This is a genomic window from Sphingobacterium paucimobilis HER1398 (assembly GCF_000416985.1).
GTDB classification, from domain to species: domain Bacteria; phylum Bacteroidota; class Bacteroidia; order Sphingobacteriales; family Sphingobacteriaceae; genus Sphingobacterium; species Sphingobacterium paucimobilis.
In genome coordinates this window covers 382580-402483 of sequence record NZ_ATDL01000014.1, presented here as the reverse complement: position 1 = coordinate 402483, position 19904 = coordinate 382580, and the positions used below count along the sequence as shown (strand labels likewise).

Annotated in this window: 20 protein-coding genes; 15 read left to right on the top strand and 5 right to left on the bottom strand. The window is 38.1% G+C overall.

The window, feature by feature from the left end; genetic code table 11:
* The first annotated feature begins 28 nt into the window (after positions 1-28).
* Both M472_RS32940 and M472_RS32935 read left to right on the top strand, forming a co-directional pair.
* Positions 29-487, top strand: coding sequence for a peptidylprolyl isomerase (locus M472_RS32940; protein ID WP_021070167.1), 459 nt, complete (start codon positions 29-31; stop codon positions 485-487).
* A gap of 19 nt (positions 488-506) precedes the next feature.
* Positions 507-911, top strand: coding sequence for a DUF5606 family protein (locus M472_RS32935; RefSeq protein WP_021070166.1), 405 nt, complete (start codon positions 507-509; stop codon positions 909-911).
* Positions 912-1321: 410 nt separating this feature from the next.
* On the opposite strand, the gene leuS is transcribed toward M472_RS32935, so the two are convergent.
* Positions 1322-4105, bottom strand: coding sequence for a leucine--tRNA ligase (gene leuS / locus M472_RS32930; RefSeq protein ID WP_021070164.1), 2784 nt, complete (start codon positions 4103-4105; stop codon positions 1322-1324).
* 241 nt (positions 4106-4346) lie between these two features.
* Between leuS and M472_RS32925 the strand changes: the two genes are divergently transcribed.
* Genes M472_RS32925 through M472_RS32905 form a run of 5 tightly spaced genes read left to right on the top strand, consistent with a single transcriptional unit; the run spans position 4347 to position 8035 of the window.
* Positions 4347-5225, top strand: coding sequence for a cell division protein FtsX (locus tag M472_RS32925; protein WP_021070163.1), 879 nt, complete (start codon positions 4347-4349; stop codon positions 5223-5225).
* A gap of 52 nt (positions 5226-5277) precedes the next feature.
* Positions 5278-5520, top strand: coding sequence for a DUF3098 domain-containing protein (locus tag M472_RS32920; protein WP_021070162.1), 243 nt, complete (start codon positions 5278-5280; stop codon positions 5518-5520).
* A 5-nt stretch (positions 5521-5525) separates the two neighbouring features.
* Positions 5526-6320, top strand: coding sequence for an undecaprenyl-diphosphate phosphatase (locus M472_RS32915; RefSeq protein ID WP_021070161.1), 795 nt, complete (start codon positions 5526-5528; stop codon positions 6318-6320).
* Positions 6320-7045 carry a tRNA pseudouridine(55) synthase TruB gene (gene truB, locus M472_RS32910; protein ID WP_021070160.1) on the top strand — a complete coding sequence of 242 codons (726 nt, stop codon included), beginning with the start codon at positions 6320-6322 and terminating at the stop codon, positions 7043-7045. Before M472_RS32915 ends, truB begins: the two co-directional genes overlap by 1 nt.
* A gap of 12 nt (positions 7046-7057) precedes the next feature.
* Entirely contained in the window at positions 7058-8035 is a 978-nt protein-coding gene (locus M472_RS32905) for a bifunctional riboflavin kinase/FAD synthetase (protein WP_021070159.1), read from the top strand.
* A gap of 11 nt (positions 8036-8046) precedes the next feature.
* On the opposite strand, the gene bshB1 is transcribed toward M472_RS32905, so the two are convergent.
* The 3 genes from bshB1 to M472_RS32890 form a co-directional block, all read right to left on the bottom strand.
* Entirely contained in the window at positions 8047-8766 is a 720-nt protein-coding gene (gene bshB1 / locus M472_RS32900; protein ID WP_021070158.1) for a bacillithiol biosynthesis deacetylase BshB1, read from the bottom strand.
* Between the two features lie 177 nt (positions 8767-8943).
* Positions 8944-9441 carry a glutathione peroxidase gene (locus M472_RS32895; RefSeq protein ID WP_021070157.1) on the bottom strand — a complete coding sequence of 166 codons (498 nt, stop codon included), beginning with the start codon at positions 9439-9441 and terminating at the stop codon, positions 8944-8946.
* A gap of 11 nt (positions 9442-9452) precedes the next feature.
* Entirely contained in the window at positions 9453-10106 is a 654-nt protein-coding gene (locus M472_RS32890; RefSeq protein ID WP_021070156.1) for a DUF4294 domain-containing protein, read from the bottom strand.
* 145 nt (positions 10107-10251) lie between these two features.
* Here M472_RS32890 and M472_RS32885 point away from each other — a divergent pair, with 145 nt between their 5' ends.
* The 8 genes from M472_RS32885 to coaA all read left to right on the top strand — a co-directional run bounded on the left by M472_RS32885 (position 10252) and on the right by coaA (position 18981).
* Positions 10252-12459 carry a RelA/SpoT family protein gene (locus M472_RS32885; RefSeq protein ID WP_021070155.1) on the top strand — a complete coding sequence of 736 codons (2208 nt, stop codon included), beginning with the start codon at positions 10252-10254 and terminating at the stop codon, positions 12457-12459.
* An 86-nt stretch (positions 12460-12545) separates the two neighbouring features.
* Positions 12546-13040: a Fur family transcriptional regulator gene (locus tag M472_RS32880; RefSeq protein WP_021070154.1), complete on the top strand. Its 495-nt coding sequence runs from the start codon at positions 12546-12548 to the stop codon at positions 13038-13040.
* Positions 13041-13267: 227 nt separating this feature from the next.
* On the top strand, positions 13268-14542 hold the full coding sequence (locus M472_RS32875; protein WP_021070153.1) for an adenylosuccinate synthase: 1275 nt from the start codon (positions 13268-13270) through the stop codon (positions 14540-14542).
* Between the two features lie 3 nt (positions 14543-14545).
* Positions 14546-15832 (top strand): anthranilate synthase component I family protein, encoded by a 1287-nt coding sequence (locus M472_RS32870; protein WP_021070152.1) that lies wholly within the window; start codon positions 14546-14548, stop codon positions 15830-15832.
* An 87-nt stretch (positions 15833-15919) separates the two neighbouring features.
* Positions 15920-17152: a nucleoside recognition domain-containing protein gene (locus M472_RS32865; protein ID WP_021070151.1), complete on the top strand. Its 1233-nt coding sequence runs from the start codon at positions 15920-15922 to the stop codon at positions 17150-17152.
* 37 nt (positions 17153-17189) lie between these two features.
* Positions 17190-17567: a methylglyoxal synthase gene (locus M472_RS32860; protein ID WP_021070150.1), complete on the top strand. Its 378-nt coding sequence runs from the start codon at positions 17190-17192 to the stop codon at positions 17565-17567.
* Entirely contained in the window at positions 17567-17968 is a 402-nt protein-coding gene (locus M472_RS32855) for an OsmC family protein (protein ID WP_021070149.1), read from the top strand. Before M472_RS32860 ends, M472_RS32855 begins: the two co-directional genes overlap by 1 nt.
* Positions 17969-18024: 56 nt before the next feature.
* Positions 18025-18981, top strand: coding sequence for a type I pantothenate kinase (gene coaA / locus M472_RS32850; RefSeq protein WP_021070148.1), 957 nt, complete (start codon positions 18025-18027; stop codon positions 18979-18981).
* Here the strand turns inward: coaA and M472_RS32845 are convergent.
* Positions 18968-19837 (bottom strand): mechanosensitive ion channel family protein, encoded by an 870-nt coding sequence (locus M472_RS32845; protein ID WP_021070147.1) that lies wholly within the window; start codon positions 19835-19837, stop codon positions 18968-18970. The genes coaA and M472_RS32845 overlap by 14 nt on opposite strands.
* Positions 19838-19904 lie beyond the last annotated feature (67 nt).

Genomic DNA, 19904 nt, shown 5'->3' with positions numbered 1-19904 from the left:
TGTACCTCGAAAACAAATTTATTTAGTAATGAGTAAAGCAATTATCAAGACAGAAAAAGGCGATATGACTGTACAGTTTTATACAGAAGACGCTCCTAATACCGTTGCAAATTTCGTTAAACTTGCAAAATCAGGCTTTTATGATGGGTTAGCATTTCATCGCGTAATCCCTGATTTTGTTATCCAAGGAGGATGTCCAAACTCGAAAGAAGGTGCTGCAGGAGCACCGGGCACTGGAGGTCCTGGATATAAAATTGATTGCGAATTAACGGGTGAGAATCAATTTCACGATCGCGGTGTACTATCTATGGCACATGCTGGACGTAACACAGGTGGTTCACAATTTTTCATTTGTCACAGCCGCAATAACACCGCTCATCTAGATCGCAACCACACTTGCTTTGGTAAAGTAATAGAGAATGTAGACATGGTAGATGATATACGTCAGGGTGACCGTATTTTATCAATCGAAGTAATAGAAGATTAGTTAACAACAAAGCAATAACATGAATTTAAGAGCTTTAGTATCAGTCACAGGTAAACCTGGCCTGTTTAAACTTATTGGACAAAACAAGGGGGGATTTATTTTAGAATCCTTAGATAGTGCAAAAATCAAGTCGGTTGTCAATCTAAATACAACAAAAATGGCAACTCTTGAAGACATCACTATCTACGGAGAAGAGGAAGAAATCCGACTACTGGATGTTCTTGAAAAAATCAAAGCTGAAGAAATAAATGTCCCTGACACAAAATCTAACGGTGATACGCTGAGAGAATTTTTCAGAAGCGTGGCTCCTGGACACGATGAATCACGCGTATACACTTCGGATATCAAAAAGATTATATCTTGGTATAATATTATAAAGGAATTTCCTTTATTTGAAGAGGAAGCTCCTGCTCCTATTCAATAATACAAGAAGGTCTGATGAGAATCAGGCCTTTTTTTGTAATTATGCGGCACAAAAAAATGCTTCGTATGAAAGCATTACATGTGATCTTATAGTCTGTAAGAAGATTAACCGAAGTATTTAGCGTTTTCTTGCTTTTTTAGACTCTGTTTCGATAGGTTTTTCTACAAATCCCCAATTAGTTATATAAAACATAAATGGGTTGCGCTGTAAACTGGTACTTTTCTCTTTTCTTTTTTTAATCATATTTTTCCTTTCATTTTGTTTTCTATTGTGATAGTACAATCAACAAGCAGGCCAAACACTACAATTCTTATTTAAAGAAAGACAAAATGACAAGGAGTCCATATAAGGATATAAAAAGCGGGAATACTAGATGATGTATCCCCGCTTGTATTTTGAATATGACTTTATCAAACAACAATATTGATAATCTTACCTTTGACAAAAATCAACTTTTTCAGAGGTTTTCCATCCATATAACGCAATACGTCTGCATTAGCCAACACCATATCTTCGACAGTTTTCTGATCTAGATCCAACGCTAAAGACAGGTTCATCTTCATCTTACCATTGATAGAGACGGGATATGCAAACTCAGACTCGACTAGATAGGCAGGTTCGAACACCGGATAACCTGCATAAGAAATAGAACCGGCATCATTCCCTAACAATGTCCACAGCTCTTCTGTGATATGTGGTGCATAAGACGACAACACAACAATCAGGTCTTGAAGAATCTCTCGTTTATTGCAGTTAAGATCGGTCAATTCGTTAACACAGATCATAAAAGCGGATACTGATGTATTGAAGGAAAAACGCTCTATATCATCTTCTACCTTCTTGATTATTTTATGTAATGCTTTATACTCTGCCTTTGTAGGTTTTTCATCAGAAATATTCAAGTTGCCTTCTGCGTCATGAAAAAGACGCCATACTTTCCTTAAGAACTTATAAACCCCTTCTATACCATTTGTATTCCAAGGTTTGGCTTGCTCTAATGGCCCCAAAAACATCTCGTAGAGCCTCAGGGTATCAGCACCGAACTGACCAATGATATCATCGGGATTGACAACGTTAAATTTAGATTTGGACATCTTTTCTACTTCTGTCCCACAGATGTATTTCCCATCTTCCAAGACGAACTCCGCATGTTCAAAATCTGGACGTGAAGCTTTAAACTTTTCGGTGTTCAGCACATCGTTATGCACAATATTCACATCCACATGCAACGGGATCGTATTGTACTCGTCCTTCAAGCCTAAGGATACATACGTATTCGTGCCTCTCCCCTCTTCGTCCAACACACGATACACAAAGCTCGAACGTCCTTGAATCATTCCCTGGTTGATAAGCTTCTTGAAAGGCTCCTCTTCATTATGATAGCCTAAATCCTTCAATATTTTATTCCAAAAACGGGAGTATAGCAAATGCCCTGTAGCATGCTCAGAACCTCCAATATAAAGATCAACGGACTTCCAATAATCTATCGCCTTTTTAGATGCAAAATTTTCTCTATTCTGAGGGTCCATATAACGAAACCAATACCAAGAAGATCCCGCCCAGCCAGGCATGGTACTTAATTCGTATTCGTATTCATCTTGATATTTCCAACCTTCAGCCCTTCCCAAAGGAGGTTCACCAGACTCCGTTGGCAGATACTTATCCACCTCAGGAAGCAATAACGGCAACTCTTCTTCTTTGATAAGATAAGGCAATCCATTTTTAAAAAATACCGGAACAGGCTCTCCCCAATAACGTTGACGGCCAAAAATAGCATCGCGCATACGGAAATTGACTTTTGCCTTTCCTAATCCCAGCTCGCCTAGTTTGGCTATTAATGCGTCAACGGCCTCAGCATAGCTCATACCATTAATAAATCCGGAATTAATATAACGTCCATCCTTATTGGCATCAGCAGCTTCGTCAATATTTTGACTATCTGATATCGCAACTATAGGGAGATTAAAGTGTTTAGCAAACAGATAATCTCGTTGATCTCCGGATGGAACTGCCATAACAGCTCCGGTTCCGTAACCGGCCAAAACGTAATCTGCTATCCAAATCTGTACATCTTCTCCTGTAATAGGATGTTTGGCATAGGACCCTGTAAAAGCTCCTGACACCGTCTTGGTATCGGCCATACGATCCAATTCAGACTTCTTAGAAGTTTTATGAATATAGTTCTCGACTTCTTCCCGTTGCGATTCGGTCGTCAGCGAGGCTACCAAGTCATGTTCTGGTGCCAAAACGATAAAACTGACGCCAAAAATAGTATCTACACGAGTCGTAAACACTTCTATATCCGTATCAAACTGTGGAACTGGAAACTTGACAAGTGCTCCAACAGATTTACCTATCCAATTGCGTTGCATTTCGATCAATGGCTCGGGCCAATCAATCATATCCAATCCACGGAGCAAACGATCTGCATAGGCAGTAATACGCATTGACCACTGCATCATCTTCTTCTGTTCAACAGGAAATCCCCCTCTTTCGGACAATCCGTTGATCACCTCATCATTAGCCAATACAGTTCCTAAAGCAGGACACCAATTAACTGTGCTTTCCCGAAGATAAGCCAATCTGTATTTTAAAAGTTCTTGCTGTTGTTGTTCTTCACTGAACGCTCGCCAGTCTTCGGCAGTAAACACACTGATATCTTCATCCGACTCCGCATCTATCCCTTGCGAACCTGTATTTTCGAAGCGAGTTATTAATTGCTCTATCGGGACAGCACGATCTTCTTTCTTATCATACCACGCATTAAAGGCTTGCATAAAAATCCATTGCGTCCACTTATAGTAATCGGGCTCTGATGTACGGATCTCTCGGGACCAGTCATAAGAGAATCCGATATTGTCCATCTGCTCACGGTAACGATTAATATTTGCTTCGGTCGTAATCGATGGATGTTGTCCTGTCTGTATAGCGTATTGCTCTGCAGGTAGACCAAATGAGTCGTACCCCATAGGATGCAACACGTTAAAACCTTTAGTACGTTTATATCGAGAAAAAATATCCGAGGCTATATAACCTAGTGGGTGTCCAACATGCAGACCAGCCCCTGAAGGATAAGGAAACATGTCTAAGACATAGTACTTTGGCTTTTCCGTTGACTCAGATGTTTTGAAAGTAGCATTCTTTGCCCAAAATGCTTGCCACTTCTTTTCTATTGATTTATGATTATACTCCATTTTGTACAAAAAAAGATTTTACAAGAGTTGCGAAAATAGCGATTTTAAGTCATTTTTAATACAAAACTTTTTTATTGTCAGTAATAATTTCAGATATTAGTTGCATTATTCATTGATTTCAATCAGTAGGGAAAGGACGATAAAAAATGTTAAATATGTAGAGCTTGACAAGGTTATTGCATTATATAATTCCTAAAATCATCTTAATTCTTTACTTTCGCATCAAATTAAATTAAGGTTTATGTCTGCATTAGAACAAGGATCACCTCGTAAAAAAACTAAATCTGTATATATTTCAACGGTTATTAGTATCGCTCTCGTGCTATTGATGACTGGGCTTTTAGGTTTAATATTGGTTCATGCTAAAAACCTATCTAAATACGTAAAAGAAAACATTGTCCTCAACATCATTGTCAATGACAACGTCAACGAAGGTGATGTACTATCCCTACAAAAGGATATCGAAAAAGACAATTATGTATTACGTACAGAATATGTCAGTAAAGAACTGGCAGCAAAAAACTTAAAGGAGGATTTAGGTGAAGATTTTGTAGAATATCTTGGACACAACCCCCTTTTACCCTCAATCGATATTTATTTAAAAGAACAATATGCTAACTCAGATAGTATCCAACCCTTTATACAAAAATTAGCCAAGAATAGCCGTGTAAAAGAAGTTGTTTATCAAGAGTCTCTCATCGATATGGTAAATAAAAATATCCGTATCATCTCTATCGTAGTGCTGGCTTTCGCCGTCATCTTGTTGGTGATAGCTGTCGCGTTAATCAATAACACGATCCGACTTGCTATATATTCACAACGATTCTTAATAAAAAGTATGCAGTTAATCGGTGCCACAAAGAACTTTATACGCAAACCGTATATCCTATACGGTATCGTACATGGTTTGGTAGGTTCTCTCATTGCTATCTTATTATTGATTTTCACCCTACAGTTTGCTCAGAAACAAGTCCCGGAATTAGTTTTTCTCCGTGATTGGTATGAATTTGGAGCTATATTTTTAATTGTAGTGATTTTAGGGATATTGATATCTGGATTAAGTACGTACTTCGCCGTTACTAAATATCTAAAAGCCAAATCACACAGTCTATATCGTTAGGGCTTGATACGAAGAATCTATAAGTCATCATTTAACAAAAAATTAAAAGATAATGTCACAAAAAAATCCATTGATAAACAATGAAAGGAAATCAAACTTATTTGTTTTTCAAAAAATAAATTATCAGCTTTTCATTGCTAGTATCGTTATCGTAGCTATTGGTTTTTTCTTTATGATGGGTACTGAAGATATATATAGCTTTACGAAAATCACCTTAGCTCCTTTAGTAGTCGTTTTAGGTTTTGCTGTAGGCTTTATTGCAATACTATATAAGCCCAAAAACAAAAACAACTAAAGGTTATGAGTTATTTTGAGGCTATAATATTAGCCATTCTTGAAGGTCTTACCGAATTCCTGCCGGTATCCTCTACAGGGCATATGATTATCGGATCAGCCCTAATGGGTATAGAACCCTCTCCTTTTGTCAAACTCTTCACCATCGTCATACAATTAGGAACTATTCTATCGGTACTGGTACTCTATTGGAAACGTTTCTTCAAATCGATGGATTTCTACTATAAACTGGTCGTAGCTGCAATACCCGCTTCTATACTGGGATTATTACTCAATGATTTTATTGATTCATTACTAGAAAGCCCTCTTACGGTAGCGATCATGTTGGTCGTAGGAGGAGTCATATTGTTATTTGTGGATGTATGGTTCAATAAGCCTACCGTAGAAGACTCGGATAAGATCACTTTTAAACAAGCGTTTATAATCGGCTGTTATCAATGTTTAGCACTTATACCAGGGACGTCTCGCTCCGCAAGTACAATTGTTGGTGCCATGACACAACGACTAACGAGAAAAGCTGCAGCTGAGTTCTCTTTTTTTTTAGCGATTCCTATGATGCTAGGGGCTTCCATGGTCAAACTTTTAAAGTTTTTCAAAGAAGGCCACTCATTTTCAAGCCAAGAGATAAATCTATTGATTGTTGGTAATGTGGTTGGTTTCATTGTAGCCATCATTGCGATAAAAACCTTCATAGATATCCTGACGAAATATGGTTTCAAGGCTTTTGGTTGGTACAGGATTATCGTAGGAGGAATCATTATAGCTATGCTACTCAGCGGACATAGTTTACAAATTATTTAATGGAAGTTACGCAAGATTCAAACAGGCACTTTTCGTTTGCCGAAGGTGAACTATTATTGGTAGACAAACCGGTTTCCTGGACCAGCTTTGATGTTGTAGGGAAATTAAGGAATACGATGAAACCACTGAAGTTGAAAGTTGGTCATGCAGGAACTCTTGATCCTCTAGCCACGGGGCTACTGATCGTCTGCACAGGCAAGTTGACTAAGAAAATAGACTTGTTTCAAGCAGAAGACAAAGAATACACGGGCACCATTACACTTGGAGCAACGACACCATCTTACGACCTAGAAACAGAAATCGACAATACATTTGACCTCTCTGGAATTACAGAAGAGGCCATAAAAAGTACCGCAAAATCTTTCTTAGGAGAAATCAACCAGTTTCCCCCTGCGCATTCCGCATTAAAGATAAATGGAGAGCGGGTTTACGAAAAAGCGCGGCGAGGGGAAGAGGTGGAATTAAAGGCAAGAAAAGTTTTTATACATGCCTTTGATATTGAAAAAATAGATTTTCCCATTGTACATTTTCGAATAAAGTGTTCAAAAGGGACTTACATTCGTTCCATAGCTCATGATTTCGGAAAATTATTAAATAACGGTGCTCATCTCTCGTCATTGCGACGTACGATGAGCGGAGAATTCCATGTTGATAAAGCTTGGAACCTAGAAGAATTAATACAAGCCATTCGTACTCAAAAAGACAGAATGGAAAACAAAAGTTGATTGTAATTTCTAATGAAAATATATAGAAACCTAGACGAGTTTGCTCCGCTAGAAAATGCCATAGTCACTATAGGTACATTTGATGGGGTACACATAGGTCACCAAAAAATATTAAAAAAATTGGTTAACTGTGCCAAGGAACTTGGTGGAGAATCTGTCCTCTTAACATTTTTTCCCCACCCTCGTCTCATTATCAACCCTGATGATGAGGGACTTCGGCTGATCAACGATATTGAAGAAAAAACGCATCAGTTAGCTCTTGCGGGAATCGATCATCTTATCATCACCCCCTTTACGAGAGATTTTTCAAACCAAAGTGCAGAGGAATATATCAGAAATGTTTTGGTCAACAAGTTGGGGACAAAATCAATTATATTGGGATATGACCATCATTTTGGTAAAGATCGAAAAGGTTCTATTAAGGATCTCATTCATTTCTCTACTATATTTGATTTTCAAGTCCAAGAAATCCCCAAACAAGACATTGACGATGTCGCTGTTTCGTCAACTCGCGTAAGAGAATCGCTCATAAAAGGTGATATTCTTACAGCAAACAAATACTTAGGCTATCCGTTTGAATTGACAGGAACTGTTATCCGAGGAGATCAAATTGGTAGACAGATCGGCTTCCCTACAGCCAATATTCATGTCCACGAAACCCATAAGCTGATTCCGGCTTATGGAATATATGCTGTCGAGGTGGAAGTATACCCTAGTGTACCTTCTATTGAATCAGGAATCTATCATGCTCTTAAGCCGGAAAACACAGCGCAGGGGATGTGCTATATTGGCACCCGACCGACCGTAGATGGAATGAATCGAAAAATAGAGGTCAACCTATTAGATTTCAAAGAAGATCTATATACAAAGACGATACGGGTAAAATTCATGCAATTTATGCGTCACGACGAGCGTTTTGATTCCTTAGAGGAAATGCAACAGCAAATAAAAGTGGATGAAGAAGGTATTAGGGCTTATTTCAAAAAATAAGCCCTAATACCCTATATAAGCTCAAATAAATCACTTACCCCTAATAATTTCCTTGACGTGAACCCTTCAGCATAAGCCACCTGTATATTACGCCCAAATTCCTTAGCTCTCCCTTTCGTATAAGCCATAAAGTCAGGATTAGATATATAGGTCTGTGGTCCATCATCGGTATTCGATGCATTGAATTGCGTTTTATAAGCTAATATTGACTTTTCTTTTAAATCCCAATACGAACTGATATCCAAAATAACATCGGGTTGAATATACTTATCCTGAATCAATTGAAGCTGTAATCTTGGTCTGAAAGCCTCTTGGGCTATATTATTATCCTCCGTTTCAATACGCCTAAGCCCTGACAAGAATAGAGCATCATTAACAAGTTTGCTTGCTCTCCCATGATCGGGATGCCTATCATCTAATGCATTCGTAATGACGATTTCTGGTCTATACTTACGAATAGCCCGTATTATAACCTTTTGGCTTACCTCTTCGTTTGTAAAGAAACCGTCTCTAAGCCCCAAGTTTTCTCGCAGCGTCACACCAAGAATTCGAGCTGCTTCCTCAGCTTCTTGTGCTCTAGTATCCGCTGTACCTCGAGTCCCCAACTCTCCTCTTGTCAAATCTATAACACCAACCTTCTTTCCTTCGGCAACGTACTTAGCAATAGTACCTCCCGCTCCCAATTCTGCATCATCAGGATGCACTGTCATAACCAACAAATCTAATTTCATCCGTTTTCGTTTTATATTTTCTAGAGAACTTCCGCCAAAATCAACATACTGAAATCACTCTATCACATCCAGATCTACTCCTAAGTCTCAAACTTAGGCAAATTATATTTTTTATCTAATATAGGAATCAAACAGAAACCAAGCTGGACATTTTTTATGACAAACTGATGAAAAAAATCATTCCTCAGCTAAGAGCTGTCTAATTCTTGTCTGAATACGATTAGACATAGGACTCGTAAATGTATAATAAAAATCAACCACCTTTCCCTTTCGGTCGACTAAGTATTTATGAAAATTCCACTGTGGCGTACTGTCCAAGACCCCATTCAACTCTTTGTTCGACAAAAAGTTATACAATGGATGAACATAGTCTCCTTTGACATGAATTCTTTTAAAAACGGGGAATGTGATTTGTTCTCTTATTTTACAATAGGTCTCAAGATTGAGACCTGTACGAGGCTCCTGGTTTCTAAAATCATTGGAAGGGAAGGCCAAAATCTCCAATCCTTGGTCTTTGAATTGCTGGTATAACCTTTCTAATGTCTTAAATTGTTTCCGAAAAAAACAACCACTCGCCGTATTGACTATAAGAACAACCTTACCTTCGAAGTCCTCCAAAGATCGTTCCTTTCCAGAAAATTCAAGGGCTTTAAAGCTGTAAATATTGTTCTCCATAAGTACTATTATTATTGATAAGGTTTATTAATAGGTCTTACCCGTTCATACTCACGGATAATATTTTCAATTTCAAAATCTTCAGCTGGATCATAGGTGCTTTTCAAATTATGTCCAAAAACACGAGCGACCCCCTGATAAACAAAAGCTGTAATACCACCTTTCATATCTTTGACTAAATCGTAACTCGTATTACCTGTTTGTCTCTCTATCAACTTGATAAGTATCTTGCCTTGTGAAACCGATAGGTTCTTTACTTCATTGTTAATCTTTTCTTTTATCTCTTGTTCACAAGCTCTTATCAAGGCATTTTCTTCTTTTTTACTGCTGACCAGTGCTAAATCTCGATCCAACTGTTCATATCTCCGTTGAGCATAAATAGCATAAGGCAGCACCCGCAACACGTTTCTTTTTAACTTAAAATATTGGTTCTTCTCGGCTTCACTTTTCCATTCTCGTATCGCCCGAACGACGACTTCCTCAATTGGAAACCAGGGAACAACTTCACCAGACTCCAATTTTGTTGTCAGGTAATATCCTACCACTTCAGGTCTGCCTTCCCCATAATGTGGCATAGTCAAAAGCGGCATCTGTTCTTGGCCCGTAGCTAATTTGCCCAAGGCCAACAGAATAATTAAAACCCTTGTAAATCTCCAGCTACACATTGCTTTTTTGACTATTGATTCGTTAAAAAATCTTTATTTTTTCGTATATTTATATCAGGCAGGCATCAAAACAATTAAGTTTTTTGCCCCTAACTATAAAATTACAATTTTTGATTGAAATTACGAAATTAATTAAAAGGTTCTTATGGCAGATTATGTGATTGATATTGAGGCGGAAAACAAAGAAATAAGAAAACGATATAGGGCTTTATTACGTGCGTGCAAACCTACTTTGCAGAAAGGTGATAAGCAAGAAATCCGAAAAGCCTTTGATCTTGCTTTGGAAAGCCACAAGGATATGCGTAGAAAGTCTGGAGAGCCTTATATCTATCACCCTATCGCTGTGGCGCAAATCGCTGCAGAAGAAATCGGCCTAGGTACAACCTCTATCGTCTGCTCTTTATTACATGATGTAGTAGAGGATACCAGCTTAACATTAGAAGATATTGAGGCACAATTTGGTAAAAAAGTTGCTAAGATAATTGATGGTCTGACTAAAATATCAGGTGTATTTGACCCCAACAGCTCTATGCAGGCAGAGAATTTCCGCAAGATGCTGTTGACACTTGCTGATGACGTTCGTGTAATTCTCATCAAATTGGCAGATCGACTTCATAACATGCGAACGATGGAATTTATGGCTAGACATAAACAGCTCAAAATTGCTTCGGAAACAAGCTACCTTTACGCCCCCTTGGCACATCGGTTAGGTCTTTACGCTATCAAATCTGAACTTGAAGACCTGTCAATGAAATATACCGATCCCGACACCTATAAGTTCATTGCAAAAAAACTCAATGAGAAAAAAGCAGAACGAGAAAGGTTTATTTCAAACTTCATCGCTCCTATAAATGAAATACTAATAGAACAAGGGATTAAAGCTGAAATTTACGGCCGTCCAAAATCCATCCATTCTATATGGAATAAAATGCGTAAGAAATCAATTCCCTTTGAAGAGGTCTATGATTTATTTGCTATCCGTGTCATTATCGACTCTGAATATGAAAAAGAGAAAACCGAGTGTTGGAAAGTATACTCTATCATTACCGATTTATACCGACCTAACCCAGACCGTCTAAGAGATTGGGTATCCACACCGAAGGGAAATGGCTATGAGTCTTTGCACACTACTGTCATGGGACCGAAAGGACAGTGGGTAGAAGTACAAATACGTACCAAACGGATGAATGAAATTGCAGAAAAGGGATTTGCTGCCCATTGGAAATACAAAGAATCTAATTCGGACAATGGGCTTGATCAATGGATTCAAAAGGTGAGAGACATATTGGGTAGTCCTGAACAAAATGCCCTCGATTTTCTCGATGATTTCAAAATGAATTTATTCTCTGACGAGATATTCATTTTTACGCCTAAAGGCACCTTAATACAGTTGCCTAATGGAGCAACAGCATTAGATTTTGCTTTCGAAATACACTCTGATATTGGTGCTACTTGTATCGGAGCCAAAGTAAACCACAAATTGGTTCCCTTGAGCCATCATCTACAAAATGGTGATCAGGTCGAGATTATAACATCAAACAAGCAAACCCCCAAAGAGGATTGGTTAAATTTTGTCGTTACGGCCAAGGCCAAGTCTAAAATCCGATCTTCACTGAAAGAAGAAAAAAGGAAAATTGCCGAAGAGGGTAAAGAGATATTGGAACGAAAACTCAAATCCCTGAAAATCACATACAATACGGATAACATCAATAAAATAGCGAACTATTTTAAATTCCCAAGTTCACAGGAATTATTTTTCAACGTTGCCAAGGGATCCATTGATATAAAGAGTCTTCGGGAATATGCCGCAAGCGAAAAAATACATGAGCACAACAACAACCAATTCTCTTCTCATATCTCCGGACTTGTTGAGAAAATCAACAAAAAGGAAAATGAGACAATCCTAATCGGTGATGATTTACAAAAGGTAGATTATACCTTAGCTCCCTGCTGTAACCCCATACCTGGTGATGATATTTTTGGCTTTCTCACAGTCAACGATGGAATCAAAATACACCGTACCTCCTGTCCTAATGCGTCAAAGCTTATGGCTAACTATGGCTACCGGATACTGAAGGCACAATGGTCATCTTCACAGATTGAAACCTCTTTCCTTACAGGTATACGGATTATTGGAATTGATGATGTCGGCCTTGTAAATAAATTGACTACAGTTATATCACAGGAATTCAAGGTAAACATTCGCTCTTTGTCGATTTCCAGTAACCAAGGCATTTTTGAGGGAGATATTATGGTCCACATCAACAATCTTGATCATTTGGACGACCTCATAAATCGTCTGAAACTGGTAAGCGGTATAACAAGTGTAACAAGGTATGAATCTGAAAATTAATCATTTGATTATCAGAATTTTCAAACATGCTAGAAATAGCGTATAAATTGGTAAATTTGCTTAAGTCTTAATCCTTATATTAGAACATGAATCAAGCTGAGAACTACAGTACAGTAAAAAAAATATTTGAAGCTTACTTAGAGAATAAAAGTCTGAGGAAGACTCCTGAGCGTTACGCTATTTTAGAGGAGATTTATTCTCGTACTGATCATTTTGATGTGGAATCACTTTATATCCACATGAAGAACAAGAAATATCGTGTGAGCAGAGCCACAGTGTACAATACTTTAGAACTTTTGGTATCTTGCGACTTAGTGACCAAGCACCAATTTGGCCGCAATATGGCACAATTTGAAAAATCCTATGGTTATAAACAACACGACCATGTAATCTGTATCGAGTGTAATAAAGTTGTTGAGTTTTGTGACCCTCGCATCCACCAAATACAGAGTATGATAGGAGAACTTCTTAAATTTGACATCAAACACCATTCCTTAAATCTATATGGGATATGCCAGGATTGTCAAGAATCCAAAGGCAAAGAAGAGAAAAAAGGAAAGGCGAAAGTAATTTCAAATTAATTCTCCAACCTTTATTTTAAATAGTATTTTTGTTCGGAAAATTGACAATCAGTTTTCCGAACTTAGTTTTTACAGCACCTGTTTATCATTTAGTAATTTCAATTGATAAACTTTCCTTGGTATTGGGAATTAGTTTTAAGACTATTCACTATGGTTTTTAGGTCTGCTAGACAGAGTGCTCATTTTAGTTTTTTTAAAATTCAATTTTAATCTCAAAATAATACGTTATGCAAGTTGATGTGCTATTGGGCTTACAGTGGGGCGATGAGGGTAAAGGTAAGATCGTGGATGTACTATGTCCACAATATGATTTAATCGCTCGTTTCCAAGGTGGCCCTAATGCCGGACACACGTTAGAGTTTGACAACAAAAAATTTGTTTTAAACACTATCCCTTCAGGTATTTTTAACCCTAAGACTTTAAATTTAATTGGAAATGGTGTGGTCATCGATCCAATTATTTTAAAAAGAGAGCTCGACAACTTAAAGTCAGCTGGTTTTGATCCTGTAGGAACAGGGAAATTAGTTTTGGCTCGCAAAGCACATTTAATTCTTCCTACACATCAGTTATTGGATGCAGCTTCTGAGTCCAAAATGGGTGCAGGAAAAATCGGTTCTACATTAAAAGGAATCGGCCCTACCTATATGGATAAGACCGGCAGAAATGGTCTACGTGTTGGCGACACTACGCTTCCTGACTTTATGGAGCGGTATGAAAGATTGAAAGAAAAACATTTAAACATCTTGGCTCATTACGGCGAAGTTCCTGATTTTAAAGAGCGGGAAGATGCTTTTCTAGCAGCAATAGAATTCTTGAAAACAATCCCTCACGTAGATTCAGAGCACCTGGTTAACCAATATCTAAAAGAGGGAAAAAAGGTGTTGGCAGAAGGCGCGCAAGGCACATTATTAGATATTGACTTTGGTTCTTATCCATTCGTTACATCTTCTAATACCACGACAGCTGGGGCTTGTACAGGTCTAGGGATAGCACCAAACCGAATTGGAGAAGTATTAGGTATTTTCAAAGCGTATTGTACCCGTGTAGGTGGAGGTCCTTTCCCTACCGAACTAGACGATGAAGTAGGTGAACAATTACGTCAACTTGGACATGAATTTGGAGCTACTACTGGTCGTGCAAGACGTACAGGATGGATTGATATTCCTGCATTGAAATATGCAATTATGCTGAACGGTGTTACTGAGCTTGTCATGATGAAAGCAGATGTACTTGACACTTTTGAGAAAATCTACGCTTGTACGCATTACAGATACAATGGAGAGGTGATCGACTACATGCCTTATGATATCAACTCAATCAAACCGGAGCCAATTCTCGAAGAAATAGAAGGCTGGAACCAAGACTTGACAGGTATTCGTTCTAAAGAAGAAATTCCAGCAGCTTTGGCTAACTACATTGCTTATTTAGAAAAAGCACTCGAAGTGCCTATAAAATATCTTTCTGTTGGTCCAGATCGTACGCAAACTATTGTCTTGAAATAAAACATGGCAAAAGCCATTTTCGAAGTTGACAGGCTATCTTTTGATGCTAGAGCTTTCCAATGGGCCCAGCAATTCGGACAATTGTGTTATCTTCAATCTAATGGTTACGTCGATGAATACAGTTCAATTGACTGTATTTTAGCCGTAGATGCCCAAGAAGAGTTTTATGCAACAAGTCATAAAACCTTTGAACATATTGAAAATTTTAGAGCCAAATATTCGCAACAGTGGGTATTTGGCTTTTTTGGTTACGACCTAAAAAACGAACTTGAAGGGTTGCACACCTCCTTCCCTAACCCCTTAAAATTTCCTGACGCATACTTCTTTGTACCAAAAACCATTATCAAGTTTTTCAAAAGCAGTATAGAAATTGACGGAGACAACCCCCATCATATTTTTGAGTGTATACAAGCACAAAGTTTAACAGAAAAAAATCAAGAATTAGAAAAAACACCTATTAACATCCGTCAAAGGATGTCAAAAGAAGCTTACTTTGGCACCTTCTCTAAAATGATGTACCACATAAAACGAGGAGATATATACGAAGTAAATCTTTGTCAGGAGTTTTATGCTGAACATGCCAAAATAGATCCAGCATCCACTTATAGACAGCTTAATAGAATATCTCCTACCCCATTTTCCACATTCTTCAAACTAGGCGACAAGTTTATCTTATCTGCCTCACCCGAGCGTTTTTTGGCAAAAAGAGGAAAAAAGCTGATCTCTCAGCCTATCAAAGGAACAGCTCCACGTGGAAAAGATAAAGTGGATGACGACCGTATCAAACATCAATTACGAAATGATCCAAAGGAAATAGCAGAAAACGTAATGATTGTGGATTTGGTCCGCAATGATATGACACAAGCTTCAGAACCTGGTACTGTTACAGCATCAAAAAAATTAGAAGTACATACCTTTAAACAGGTCCACCAACTGATTTCTACTATTACTGGAATAAAAAAAACTAATCTCTCGGATATTAGCGTCATCAAAAATCTATTTCCTCCAGGGTCAATGACAGGCGCACCAAAAATCAGTGCTATGCAACTGTGTGATAAGTATGAAACCTCTAAAAGGGGGGTGTACTCCGGTGCAATAGGTTATTTTTGTCCCGATGGTGACTTTGATTTTAATGTGGTGATCCGAACGATTCTGTACAATCAAACCGAACAATACCTCTCTTTTCATACGGGAGGCGCGCTGACCTATAATGCCATTGTCGAAGACGAATACAACGAATGTCTCTTGAAGGCAAGCGCTATTAACACTGCGCTTAAGAAATTATCTTAGCTCCATTGAAGCATTTCCCATAGGCTTGAATTCCTTCTTGGAAGAATCTTTCATAAACCTTACATTTACGTTAAAATCAATAATTATATGGCGCTAAATTACGTATGGGTTTCTTTTTTTCTAATCACTTTTATTGTAGCCCTCATAAAACTCATCGGTGGAGATACCGAAGTATTCCAGAACATTGTAAAATCTTTATTCGATAGTGCTGCTGGAGGTGCCACCATCTCATTGGGTTTGATAGGGATGATGACCTTCGCGCTAGGAATTATGAAAATCGGAGAGAAAGGTGGAATGATAGCGGTATTTGCTCGAATTGTCGGCCCTTTCTTTAATAAGCTATTCCCGGAAATACCCAAGAACCATCCCGCACTAGGTTCTATTCTAATGAATTTTTCTGCTAATGCACTAGGACTAGATAATGCTGCTACTCCACTAGGCCTGAAAGCAATGAAGGAGTTGCAGGAGCTAAATCCGAGCAAGGATACAGCTTCAAATGCACAAATCATGTTTATCGTTCTGAACGCATCGAGTCTGACTTTACTTCCTATCTCTATTATGGCATACAGGCAGGAAGCAGGAGCAGCACAACCTTCTGACGTATTTCTACCTATACTTATCGCTACCTTCTTTTCCACACTTGCAGCTTTGATTTTAGTATCTATCTATCAAAAGATAAACCTGTTCAATAAAACCATATTATTCTATCTTGGAAGTTTATCTATTGCTATTGGAGGACTTTTGTACTATTTTTCCACTCTACAGCAAGAGCAAATCGAAGTTATTTCCTCGGTTGTAGGCAATCTTACGCTGTTCTCCCTATTCGTTTCTTTTATCGCACTCGCCTTTTATAAGAAGATCAACGTTTACGATGCCTTTATCGAAGGCGCCAAAGAAGGTTTTGGAGTGGCCGTTAATATTATTCCATACCTCGTAGCCATTTTGGTAGCTATTGCTGTATTTAGAGCATCAGGCACCATGGACTATCTTGTCGATGGCATTTCCTATATAATCGCCAAATTAGGATTTGACACTTCATTCGTTGAAGCCTTGCCTGTTGCCTTTATGAAGCCACTGAGTGGGTCTGGCGCCAGAGGTCTGATGGTGGACTTAATGGCAGCAAAAGGAGCAGATGACTTTGCTTCTCGCGTAGCTTGCGTCATCCAAGGATCTACAGAAACTACATTTTACGTTTTAGCTGTTTATTTTGGATCTGTTGCTATTAAGAATACGAGACATGCGCTGCCTTGTGCTTTAATAGCAGAGCTCGTGGGGGTAGTAGCCGCTATCGTAGTTGCCTACGTTTTCTTCGGATCATAAAAAACAGTAAAGGTAACAAACTCAAGTTTTTTTGCATATGAAAACAATAGCATTAATCGCCCATGACGGGAAGAAAGCGGAAATGGTCGCTTTCGTTAAAGATCATATTGAAAATCTCAGAAAAGCAGATTTGATCGCTACGGGGACTACAGGTACCTATGTCAAACAAACCGGGCTGGAGGTAGAGTTAAAACTCAGCGGTCCTAAAGGCGGAGATGCTCAAATAGCTGCTCTCGCTGCCGAAGGCAAAATAGATGGAATTATCTTTTTCCGTGACCCTTTAGGAAAACACCCACACGAACCGGACATTCAGATGCTCATGCGTATCTGTGATCTATACAATGTGCCATTAGCAACAAATCCAGGTACGGGAGCTCTTATTATTGAAGGATTACTAGATGACGATACAAAATAATGGATGAAATAAAAATAACTATAGGCAAAGAGAAATATAGAACTGAAGTACATATCAATCAACATAACCTTATTGCGGATGAACCTGTAGAAGTTGGTGGCACAGATCTAGGACCAAAGCCCACTTCGATTCTCTTATCCGCTTTGGGAACCTGCAAAGCAATGACCATGCGCATGTACGCTGATCAAAAGCAATGGCCATTAGATGCTGTGGAGATAATACTGTCTTCCGAAGTAGTAAAGAGCACACAACAACAGACGACTTATATTCGATGTACCGTGAAACTGTTTGGTGATCTGGATGAAGTACAGAAGGAAAGAATTTTTAAAGTGGGGGACAAGTGTCCAGTTCAAAAAATATTAAGTAACCCTGTGATTATCGAAAGCAATATGCTACAATAAATTTACAGTTAATCTGAGTTAGGGATATTATATTTGCGCCAATAAACAATCCAGCAATGTCGGCATTACAAGAGGAACTTATATTAAGCAGCCCCTACCAAGAATTTGAAAGGGAAGAGTGGAAAGATTTAAATGGACAGTTTAATCTAAATCTAGAGTCCACTGACATCCATTCGCTACACGCACTCAATGAACCTCTCAATATGAAGGAAATTGAGGAAATATACTTTCCTTTAGCTCACCTTATCGAACTTCATATTAAAAACCACGATACAATTCGAGATGACAGCAATTCTTTTTTTCAAAGAAACCAGCAAAAACTGCCCTTTATTGTCGGTATCGCGGGATCAGTAGCTGTTGGCAAAAGTACAACAGCACGTGTATTGACGAAAGTATTGTCTTTATTACCGCATAAACCTAAAGTTGAACTCGTAACGACGGATGGTTTTTTGTTTTCCAACAAGGTTCTCTTGGAAAAAAACATAATGAATAGAAAAGGATTCCCAGAGAGTTATGATACCAAAAAACTGCTTCATTTTCTATCCGCCATCAAATCAGGGATTCCTCAAATATCTGTTCCCATGTATTCACATTTAGAATATGATATATTGGAAGATGAAGAGCAAAAAATCATTGAACCTGACATCCTAATCCTGGAAGGCATTAATGTATTACAAGTCACTTCTCAAAAAGGACAAAATAATAAAGTATTCGTTTCTGATTTTTTTGACTTCTCCATCTATGTGGACGCCTTAGAAAAAGACATTATATCCTGGTATGTCAACCGTTTTGAGTCTTTGAGAGCGACTGCCTTTCAAAATCCCACATCTTACTTTCATAAATATGCAGACATGAGCCTATTGGAAAGTAGAGAAATGGCGACGCAGATATGGAATGAAATAAACAAACCGAATCTACACGATAATATCCTACCTACAAAATATAGAGCAGATCTCATCTTACAAAAAGGTTCTGATCATTTTGTAGAAAGCATAAAAGTTAGGAAGATTTAGCTTGCCGATGTTTGAAAGCTAAAATATACTTCAGAATTTCATTCTCTATGTTTTTGTGTAGCTTATTACTGCTACTAACAGCATATAATTCAATTTTGTAGCGGACAAAGTCTTTTCCTATCTCTATAACTTCTAAATCAAGTTCATTATTAGGTGCTAAATTGGGATGGTTAAGTAAAGTTTCGCGTATATAAGCTTCTAGATTATCGACTGAAACGTCAATGGACAGCGGCAATTCAAACTTAACAGCAAATAGATTCGAACGGTGTGCAGAAAGATTAACCATCGGATTGGTAAACACCAAGTTATTGGGTATCATAACAATATCATCTTCGTCGTTCTGCAATTCAATATTAGCAAAAGTAATATCAACAATCCTTCCTTTTTGATCCCCTACTTTAATCCTATCGCCTACAGAAAGTTGTTCAGAAAACATAATGAATAGACCACTGAGCATATTGGTAATATAATCTCGGAAAAGAACCGCTATCGCCATAGCGACGATCGTAAGACTAGTTAAGAATTCAATAGGCTTAATCCCGAAGGCAATCATCAGTCCAATAATCACGAACACCGCATTCAACATGGCTGTAACTCGATTTATACCAAGGACAAAATTACCTCTAACGGCTTTTTTCGCGTGACGGACATTGTAGAAAGAGATAATAGTAAAACGTATTATAGAGACGATTATACTAGGGACCAGAAAGAAATAAAATCCGCGTACACCTTGATACCACCAAGTAATCTCATCTTTGGCTGTCGTATTTAAGAAAAAGGCGATAGTCATTCCCAAAAGAATGATTTTAATAATGAATGTAAACGGAACCTTATTGTTATTACTATTTTTCACCATTTATATTAATTGTCTAATAAGGTCTAATCTACTAATTTTTGAACAATTGAGTACACTTTTTTAAACA